The organism is Kitasatospora sp. NPDC008115 (assembly GCF_042957205.1).
Taxonomy (GTDB): domain Bacteria; phylum Actinomycetota; class Actinomycetes; order Streptomycetales; family Streptomycetaceae; genus Kitasatospora.
In genome coordinates this window covers 35,950-44,870 of record NZ_JBIBHU010000018.1, presented here as the reverse complement: position 1 = coordinate 44,870, position 8,921 = coordinate 35,950, and the positions used below count along the sequence as shown (strand labels likewise).

The following is an 8,921-nucleotide window of genomic DNA, read 5'->3' as shown; positions in this document are numbered from 1 at the left end:
CTGCGTGTTTACGTCGAGCCCACCCCGGTCGCGCGCCGCTGACCCCGGTCCCGGGGGCGCGGACGACCGCAACGGTGCGGCGGACCTCGGCTGGAATCTCGCCCGTCGCCTCGCCGATCTGGCCGGCAGCACTCTCTCTGAGGCCGCGCAGGCCGCGACGGCCCGTGCGGCCGTCGACGGCGCGATGCGTCACGCCCTCGGCACTGCCCTGCGGGCCTGCGGTACCCGGCTCCGCTGGCTCCATGCCCATCAGCGTCTGCGCGTCTACGTCGAGCCCACCCCGGCCGCGCGCAGCTGACCCCACGCCCGGGGGCGTCCCGGGGTGCCCCTGAGCGCCGGGTGGAGGTCAAGCGGCGAGCGGCCGCGCGGCCGTCCCGGCACCTCGCCGAGACGGCCGCGGCCCGCACACCCGGGTGTTCCGCCCCGGCCGCGCGGCGGTGCGGCTGCTTCAGCGGAGCGCCGAGCGGAGGGGAGCGGCGGCGAGCGACAGCGCCGCCAGGACGAGCAGGCCGCCCAGCCAGAACGGCCCGCGCTCCCCGGCGGCCGTGGCCAGGGCGGCCGCGCCGGCGAGGGGGCCGGCGGCGGCGCCCACGTTGAGGGCGGCGGTCGCGCAGGCGCCGGCCAGCGTCGGGGCGGCGGCGGCCTCGTACAGGACGCGGGTGATCAGTGTGCCGCCGACCGCGAACGACAGCGCGCCCTGGACGAACACCAGCGCGAGCACCGCCGCCGGCCGGTCGGCCAGCACGGCGAGGGCCGGCCACCCGATCAGCAGCAGCGCGCCGCCGACGGCGAGGACCGGGCCCGGGTGCCGGTCGGACAGCCGCCCGGCCACGGTGACGCCGGCGAACGAACCGGCGCCGAACAGCACCAGGACGACCGGGACCCACGATCCGTCCAGCCCGGCGGGCCCGGTGACCACGGGCGCGAGGTACGTGAAGGCGGCGAAGGTCGCGGCGTTGACCAGCGCGGCGAGGAGCATCACCGCCCCCAGCCGGGGGTGCCCCAGGCGTGCGAACTCCGCCCGCAGGGCCGGCCGTTCGGCGCCGTCCCGTGGGCTGCGCCCCTTCGGCACACCGGCCACGATGCCGAGGGCGGCCGGCAGGCAGAGCGCGGCGACGGCCCAGAAGACGGCCCGCCACCCGAGCGCCGAACCCAGCGCCGCCCCGGCCGGGACGCCGGCGACCGTGGCCACCGTGGTGCCCGACAGCAGGACGGCGAGCGCGCGTCCCTTCCGGTCGGCGGGTACCAGTGCGGCGGCGGTCGTCAGCGCGAGGGCGAGGAACCCGGCGTTGGCGAGCGCCGCGACCACCCGGGTCGCGAGCAGGACCGTGAGGTTCGGGGCGGCGGCGCCCGCACCGTGCGCCGCCGCGAAGAGCAGGACGAACCCCAGGAGTCCCCACCGTCCGGGCAGGGCGCGGGCGAGCACCGCCGTCACCGGCGCGCCGACGACCATCCCGACCGCGAAGGCCGAGGTGAGCGTGCCGGCCGCGCCGACCGTGACGCCGAGGTCCGAGGCGATGGCCGGGAGGAGGCCGGCGAGCATGAACTCCGAGGTGCCCATGGCGAAGACCGCCACGGCGAGCAGGTACAGCGGAAGAGGCATCGAGTGGCTCCGAGGTGAGGAGAGGCACGAAAGGGCGACTCGTCACCGCGGCCAGCACCCGGGACACCCGCGACCGCACGCCTCCGGCCCGCTCGGCAGGGCCGGCGGACTCAGGGACTCATCGGGGGTTCAGGGGGCTGACGGCGTGTGACCGAAAGCCCCCACCTCGTCCGACTCGGGACTCGACATGCCCGGCACGCTACCCGACCTCCACCGCACCCGCACAACGGTTTTCGCCGCCGCTTCGTGCGCCGGCGGGAGTCGTGCGCGGCGCCGACATCATCGAGCGGTATCTCCGTTGGCGCTCTGGCAGGACGGTCGACCGAGCGCCGACCCTCGTGGCGGAACGCGGCTGTGGCGGCCGCAGGTTGACCGAACGCCAAACTGGTCCAGACCATTGACGACGGTCGTCGCGCTCCCTACGGTATGGGCATTCACCTGGCGCAGGCATGCCAAGATCCCACGGCTGGCGCACCCCCACGCGCGCCGCCTGCTGCGTCGGGCGCACTCTCCATCCCCCCACGGAGGAGCATCATGCGCAAACGCCACATCATCGGCGCGGCCCTGGCCGCGGTCGCCGTCCCGCTCGCGATGGCCGTTCCGGCCAACTCGCACGGGTTCATCAACCTCCCGCCGAGCCGTTCGGCCCTGTGCGGCGCGGGTGTCGTCCAGAACTGCGGCGACATCCAGTGGGAGCCGCAGAGCGTCGAGGGCCTGAAGGGCTTCCCGGCCCGCGGTCCCGTCGACGGCACCATCTGCGCGGGTGGTGACGCCCGCTGGGCGCCGCTGGACAACCCGCGCAACGGGGCCTGGCCGACCACCAAGGTGACGGGCGGCGCCCAGCAGACCTTCACCTGGGAGATCGAGGCCCGGCACTCGACCACCAACTTCCGGTACTTCCTGACCAAGCAGGGCTACGACCCGACCCAGAAGATCACCCGGGCCAGCCTGGACCTCACGCCGTTCCTGACGGTTCCCTACAACCGCCGTCAGCCCGCCGCCATCACCACCCACACCGCGACCCTCCCCACGGGCCGCACCGGGCACCACGTGGTCGTCGCGGTCTGGGACGTCGCCGACACGGCGAACGCGTTCTACTCCTGCACCGACGTGCTCTTCTGATCCACCCGCACCCCGAACGAACGTCGGCCGGCCCCGCGAGCGGGGCCGGCCGACGGCGTTGTGCGGCGTGGGACCGGGCTCAGCCCTCGGTCCAGCCGTGACCCTTCGCGCACTGCAGCATCGCGTTGCGCACCTTCAGGAGCTGCTCGCCGGTGAGCGACGGCGCGTGTTCCAGCAGCAGCTCGGTCACCTCCAGCAGGAACTCCGCGGAGGTGAGGACGTCGCACTCGACGTCGTCGCCCTCGGCCGCCGGCACCCGGGCGGCAACGGACACCGCCGGGCCGGCCGGGCGGACCAGTGCCCCCTTGGGCAGGCGCACCGAGGAGGCCTTCAGCCCCCGGTCGCCCTCCTCCATCTCGAACTCGACCACCAGGCCCGAGTGCACCATCGACTCGGGCATCAGCATGTCGTTGACGTGCAGGAAGACATCCTCCCCGCCGTGGTCCGGAGCAATGAACCCGTACCCGCGCACACTGTCGTACCGCACCACTCGACCAGTGATCACAACACACCCCCAATGACAACAACCCGGGCCCCCTGCCCGACACCTGAGGTAGAGGATAGAGGATCGGACGGCCGCCTTCGCCAGCGGCACCTGGAGGAGCGGTGCCCGGGGCGTTCCGGCGCCGGCGCCGCTCGCGAAGGGCGGGAACCGGCCAGGTCTGCGCCCGGGCCCGGCGCGGCGGCCGGTGGGCCCGCCACCTGGCCGATCCGCGCGTTCCGGCGCTCCCACCGGGGCGCGCGATCCCCGGCGAGCGCTGCGTCCTGCGCGCGAGCGCCGGGAACACGGGCCCCGCGGCGGCCCCCGCCTCCCACCCGCACGGGCCAGAACGTCCGATTATCGATCCCACGGGGAAGAACAACTGATCGTCCGTCAGTTGAGCGACGAGTGGTCCGCGCCCCGCGCGGTCCCGATGACGACCGACCTTTGACGGCAGTCCTTTCGACCGGCAGTCCTTTGACGGCAGTCATGACCGACGACCGACCTGAGAACGACCAGGAGACAGTTGTGCGCATACTCTTCACCGGCCCGGCCGCACCCAGCCACGTCTTCCCGATGGTGCCGACCGCCCAGGCCCTCCGGGCCGCCGGGCACGAGGTGCTCTTCGCCAGTCCGCAGCCGCTGGAGCCGCTGCGCCAGACCGGGTTCCCGGTCGTCGAGATCGGCGACGGGCGGTCCGTGCGGGAGGCCTTCGAGGAGATCATCGGCACCGAGGCGCACTACGCCCAGCCGGACCTGACGCAGGCGGAGATCCTGGAGATCGGGGCCGCCGCCTTCGCCCTGGCCTCGCGCTCCACCGTGGACGACCTGCTGGCCGTCGCCACCGGCTGGGACGCCCAGCTGATCGTCCACGACTCCTGTCTGGCCTCCGCCCAGCTGGTCGCGGCCAAGCTCGGCATCCCGGCGGCGCTGCAGAACTTCGGCCTCAGCTCCGGCCTGGAGATGGCCGCCGCGCTGGCCGCCCACTTCACCGACCTCTACGAGAAGCACGGGGTGGCCGCACCCGCCGAGTCCACCCCGTTGAACATCGTGCCCGCCTCGCTCGGCGGCGACCCGGGCGGCCTGCGGATGCGCTACGTCCCGTACAACGGCGGCGGCGTCGTCCCCGCAGGGCTGCTGCACCGGGGCACGCGGCCGCGGGTCGCGGTCACCCTCGGCACGGTGCTCGCCGGGGTGGACGGGCTGGCCGCCATCGCCCCGCTGGTCGCCGCCGCCGCCGAGGTCGACGCCGAGTTCCTGCTCGCCGTCGGCGACGCCGACCCCGCCGGGCTCGGCAGCCTGCCGGCCAACGTCCACCTGCTGCCGTGGGTGCCGCTGGCCGAACTGCTGCGGGTCTGCGACGCGGTCGTGCACCACGGCGGCTCCGGCAGCACCCTCACCGGGATGCAGGCCGGTCTGCCCCAGCTGCTGCTGCCCCAGGGCGCCGACAACTTCATGGTGGCCGACGCCATGGCGGCCTACGGGGCGGGGTTGCGCTCGTCCTCCGCGGACGTCGACACCGCGCTGCTCACCCGCCTCGTCACCGACCCCGACCTGCGCGCCGCCGCCACCCGGCTGCGCGCCGAGAACGACGCCCTGCCGACCCCGGCGGCGGTCGTCCCCGACATCGAGGCCCTCATCACCGCCCGCCCCTGACCCGTCCTCCGGCGAGCGCCCCCGACCGCCCGCGCGGGCGGTCGGGGGCGCTCGCGCCGCTCACGGCCCCGCCGTTCGAACCCTCACGCGAAATTCGCTCCCGTGTGTCGGCGCCCGGCTCTAGGGTGCTCCCAACACGACCTGGGAGAAGAACCCGTGAGCCAAACGTTTCGCGTCGACCTGCGCGGAATAGTCGATCTGCTGAGCCACCACCTCTACACCAGCCCCCAGGTGTACGTCCGCGAACTGCTGCAGAACGCGGTCGACGCCATCACCGCCGTGCGCCAGGACGACACCGGCACCTCGCCCCGCCGCACGCCCCGGATCGAGATCTCCTCCGGCGACGCGACCGGCGACGGTTCGCTGACGATCAGCGACAACGGCATCGGGCTGAGCGAGGCCCAGGTGCACGAACTGCTCGCCACCATCGGCCGCAGCTCCAAGCGCGACGAGCTCGGCTTCGCCCGGCACGAGTTCATGGGCCAGTTCGGCATCGGGCTGCTCTCCTGCTTCATGGTCTCCGACGCCATCGAGGTCACCACCCGCCGGGAGGGCGAACCCACCGTGCTCTGGCACGGCCGCTCCGACGGCGGCTACGCGCTGGAGCGGGCCCCCGCCGACCGGCAGCGCCCCGAGGCCGGCACCACCGTCACCCTGCGCCCTCGCCCCGGCTGCGAGCACCTGCTGACCCGCCGCGCCGTCACCGACCTGGTCACCCACTACGGCTCGCGGCTGCCGCACCCGGTCACCGTCGACGGCGAGCCGGTCACCGGCGGACCGGCCCCCTGGGACCGCCCCGAGGGCGAGGGAGCCGCCGAGCGCCGGGCCCGCCTGGAGGCGTACTGCGAGGAGGTGTTCGGCTTCGCGCCGTTCGACGTCGTCGACATCGCCTCGGCCGAGGCCGGCCTGCGCGGCGTCGCCTTCGTCCTGCCGATGCCGGCCAACCCGGCCGTCCCGGCGGCGCACCGCGTCCACCTCAAGCGGATGCTGCTCGCCGAGGGCGCGGAGCGGCTGCTGCCCGACTGGGCGTTCTTCGTGCGCTGCGTCGTGGACACCGGCGAACTGCGGCCCACCGCCAGCCGGGAGGCGCTCTACGAGGACTCGCTGCTGGAGGCGACCCGGGAGACGCTCGGCGACCTGCTGCGCGGCTGGCTGGTGCGCCTCAGCGTGCAGGAACCGGGCCGGCTGCGCTCCTTCCTGCGGGTGCACCACCTGGGCGTCAAGGCGCTGGCGCTGCACGACGACGAGATGCTCCGGCTGGTCGCCGAGTACTGGCCGATGGAGACCAACGTCGGCCCGCTGACCCTCGCCGAGTTCACCGCCCGCTACGGACTGCTCCGCTACACCCCGCTGCTGGACGAGTTCCGCCGGCTGGCACCGGTCGCCGCCGCCCAGGGACTCGCCGTCGTCAACGCCGGCTACGTCTACGACGCCGAGCTGATCGACCGCTTCGCCACCCTCGACCGCTCCCTGGAGACCGAACAGCTGCGCGCGGCGGACCTCACCACCCACCTGGCCCGGCTGGACGCCGCCGACGAGCGGGCCCTCGCGCCCTTCCTGGCGGCCGCCGACCCGGTGCTGGCGCGGCTCGGCTGCGACGTGCTGGTCCGCTCCTTCGAGCCCTCCGGCCTGCCCGCCCTCTACCTGCTCGACGACGACACCGCCTTCCAACTGGACGTGCGCGGCACCCGCGAGCAGGTGGACGAGACCTGGGCGGCGATCCTCGGCAGCTTCCGGAGCGAGACCGAGCCCCGGCCCCGCCTGGTCCTCAACCACCGCAATCCGCTGGCCCGGCAGGTGCTCGCGCTGACCGAGCCCGAGCTGCGGTCGATCTGCCTGGAGGGCCTCTACGTGCAGGCGCTGCTGCTCGGCCACCACCCGCTGCGCCCGGCCGACACCGCAGTCCTCAACCAGTCCTTCCTCGGCCTGATCGGCCGGGCCGTCGCCGGAGGCGCGCAGTGAGCCGGACCGAGCAGGACCTGCGCGAACTCTTCCGCAGCACCCACGTCATGCCCGACGGGGCGGCGAAGTTCGCCGCGCTGGAGGAGGTGATCCGCCACGCCGACGCCCTCGGACTGGTCGAGTTCGCCTTCGAGGTGCGGATGGAGGCCACCGAGGTGTTCCAGCAGAGCTGGGCGCCGGCCAAGGCCTTCCTCACCTTCTCCTGGTGCCTGGCGGCCTACGACCGCGAGCCCGGGCGCTTCGAGGGCGGCCACGAGGAGACCCTGCTCTGGCAGTTCAAGTGGATGGTCTCCAGCGTCCACCAGTTCCCGGAGATCCCGCTGGGCCGGACCGCCGACCTGCTCGACGACATGGAGCGGCGCTACCGGCGCGGCGGCCACAGCCCGCACGCCGTCCTCCAGCACCGCGGGCTGGTCGCCGAGGCCACCGGCGACCTCGCCCGCGCCCAGGAGTACTACGAGCAGATGGCGCTCACCCGGCGCGACGCCCTGTCGGACTGCTCCGGCTGCGTGCCGAGCAGCCAGGTGCGGACACTGGTCGCGCTCGGCCGGGACGAGGAGGCGATCCGCCTCGGCGAGCCGGCCCGGGGCTCGGGCTGCACCGAGCAGCCGCAGTGGATCAACTCCGAACTCCTGCTGCCCTACTTGCGGACCGGGCGCGGCGAGCAGGCCGCGGAGGCGCACCGCACCGCCTACCGGCGGATCCGCGGCAACCCGGGCAGCCTCGGCGAGCTCGCCTCCAACCTGCTGTTCTGCGCCCACAGCGGCAACCCGGGGCGCGGCCTCGACCTGATCGAGCGCCACCTGTCCTGGCTGGACCGGGCGCGGACCCCGCTGGCGGACATGGAGTTCGCCGCGGCGGCCGTCGCGGTGCTCTCCGCGGTGGAGACGGGCGGCGACGGGGCGCCGGTGCTGCGCTTCCCGACCGTCGAGGGCCGCCGCCGCCCGGACACCACGGTCACCGCGCTCGCCGCCGAACTGCGCGAACGCGTCCTCGCCCTCGCGGCCCGGTTCGACGCGCGCAACGGCAACGGCTACCAGAGCGCCCGGATGGGGGAGTGGATGGCCGCCGGGCCGATCGGCGAACCGGTCCCGCTGCCGGGGACCGGTACGGACCTGCGCTCGCGCAGCGGCGAGCGGGTCCACCGGCTGACCGACCGGGTCGCCGCCCTCGTCGCGGCCGGTGACCGGCCGGGCGCCGCCCGCGCCCGCGTCGAGCTGGCCGAGACCCTGCTGGCCGCCGAACATCCGGCCGAGGCGGCGGAGGCCGCCGAGGAGGCCGTCCGCGAGCTCGACCGGTACGGCGCGCCCGAGGAGGCGGCCTCCTGCCGCTGGCTGCTCGCGCGCGTGCACCAGCAGCACGCCCGGCGCGGCGACGCCGCCGAGCGGCTGCGCCAGCTCCTGGACGACACCGACGACGCCGACCGCCCCGCCTCCCTGCCCGCGCGCCCCGACCTGGAGGCGCGCCTCGGCGAACTGCTCGGCAACGGCGCGGAGCCGGCCGCCCGCTACCTCGCCGCCTCCCTCGGCTTCGCCGCCGCCGGGCGGACGGCCGACCGGCTCCGCGCCCTCGTCCAGGCGATGTGGCGCCACCCGTACAGCGACACCGAGGCCGAGACCGGCCTGCTGCGGGACATCCTGACGGAGGCCAGGACCGTCCTCGCCGACGCCCCCGACCCCGCCCACACCGGCGAGGTGGTCGCCGTCCTGCGCGGCTACGTCGACCAGATCCGTGCGACGGGCCGCCACCGCGAGGCCGCCGACCACCTCACCACCGCCCGCACCCTCCTCGAACAGCAGCTCGCCGCCGACCGGGCCGACCCCGGCGCGGCGGAGGAACTCACCGACGTCCTCACCGAACTCGGCCAGGCCCGCCTGCGCCTCGGCGACCCGGCCGCCGCCGAGGAGGCCGCCCTCGCCGCCCTGGCCGCCGCCGGCGACGACGGCTACACCTGGGACGCGGCGCTGCTGGCGGCCCGCGTCCTGCGCGCCCGCGGCGCCGCATCCGAGGCCGCCGAGCTGATGGCCGCCCACGACATCACCGAGGACGACCTGTCGGAGGCCGAGGAGTACTGACAGACCAATGGAGTTGACGTTT

The 8,921-nt window shown here is 74.9% G+C and carries 7 protein-coding genes; 5 read left to right on the top strand and 2 right to left on the bottom strand.

What is annotated here, in order from left to right; all coding sequences use genetic code 11:
• On the top strand, nucleotides 1-298 hold a 298-nt coding region (locus tag ACFZBX_RS22620), incomplete at its 5' end, for a hypothetical protein (RefSeq protein WP_391535576.1).
• A gap of 150 nt (nucleotides 299-448) precedes the next feature.
• Here ACFZBX_RS22620 and ACFZBX_RS22615 read toward each other — a convergent pair.
• The gene (locus tag ACFZBX_RS22615) at nucleotides 449-1,603 is read right to left on the bottom strand and encodes a Cmx/CmrA family chloramphenicol efflux MFS transporter (RefSeq protein ID WP_391535575.1); all 1,155 of its coding nucleotides are present in this window, start codon (nucleotides 1,601-1,603) and stop codon (nucleotides 449-451) included.
• Nucleotides 1,604-2,137: 534 nt separating this feature from the next.
• On the opposite strand from ACFZBX_RS22615, the gene ACFZBX_RS22610 reads away from it, so the two are divergent.
• Entirely contained in the window at nucleotides 2,138-2,725 is a 588-nt protein-coding gene (locus ACFZBX_RS22610; RefSeq protein WP_391535574.1) for a lytic polysaccharide monooxygenase, read from the top strand.
• Nucleotides 2,726-2,804: 79 nt separating this feature from the next.
• Here the strand turns inward: ACFZBX_RS22610 and ACFZBX_RS22605 are convergent, their stop codons facing one another.
• Nucleotides 2,805-3,230, bottom strand: coding sequence for a cold-shock protein (locus ACFZBX_RS22605; protein WP_391535573.1), 426 nt, complete (start codon nucleotides 3,228-3,230; stop codon nucleotides 2,805-2,807).
• Nucleotides 3,231-3,734: 504 nt separating this feature from the next.
• On the opposite strand from ACFZBX_RS22605, the gene ACFZBX_RS22600 reads away from it, so the two are divergent.
• The 3 genes from ACFZBX_RS22600 (at nucleotide 3,735) to ACFZBX_RS22590 (ending at nucleotide 8,899) form a co-directional block, all read left to right on the top strand.
• Nucleotides 3,735-4,862 (top strand): nucleotide disphospho-sugar-binding domain-containing protein, encoded by a 1,128-nt coding sequence (locus tag ACFZBX_RS22600; protein ID WP_391535572.1) that lies wholly within the window; start codon nucleotides 3,735-3,737, stop codon nucleotides 4,860-4,862.
• Nucleotides 4,863-5,018: 156 nt separating this feature from the next.
• Nucleotides 5,019-6,824, top strand: a complete 1,806-nt coding sequence (locus tag ACFZBX_RS22595) for an HSP90 family protein (RefSeq protein WP_391535571.1) — start codon at nucleotides 5,019-5,021, stop codon at nucleotides 6,822-6,824.
• The gene (locus ACFZBX_RS22590) at nucleotides 6,821-8,899 is read left to right on the top strand and encodes a hypothetical protein (protein ID WP_391535570.1); all 2,079 of its coding nucleotides are present in this window, start codon (nucleotides 6,821-6,823) and stop codon (nucleotides 8,897-8,899) included. Before ACFZBX_RS22595 ends, ACFZBX_RS22590 begins: the two co-directional genes overlap by 4 nt.
• Nucleotides 8,900-8,921: the final 22 nt, after the last annotated feature.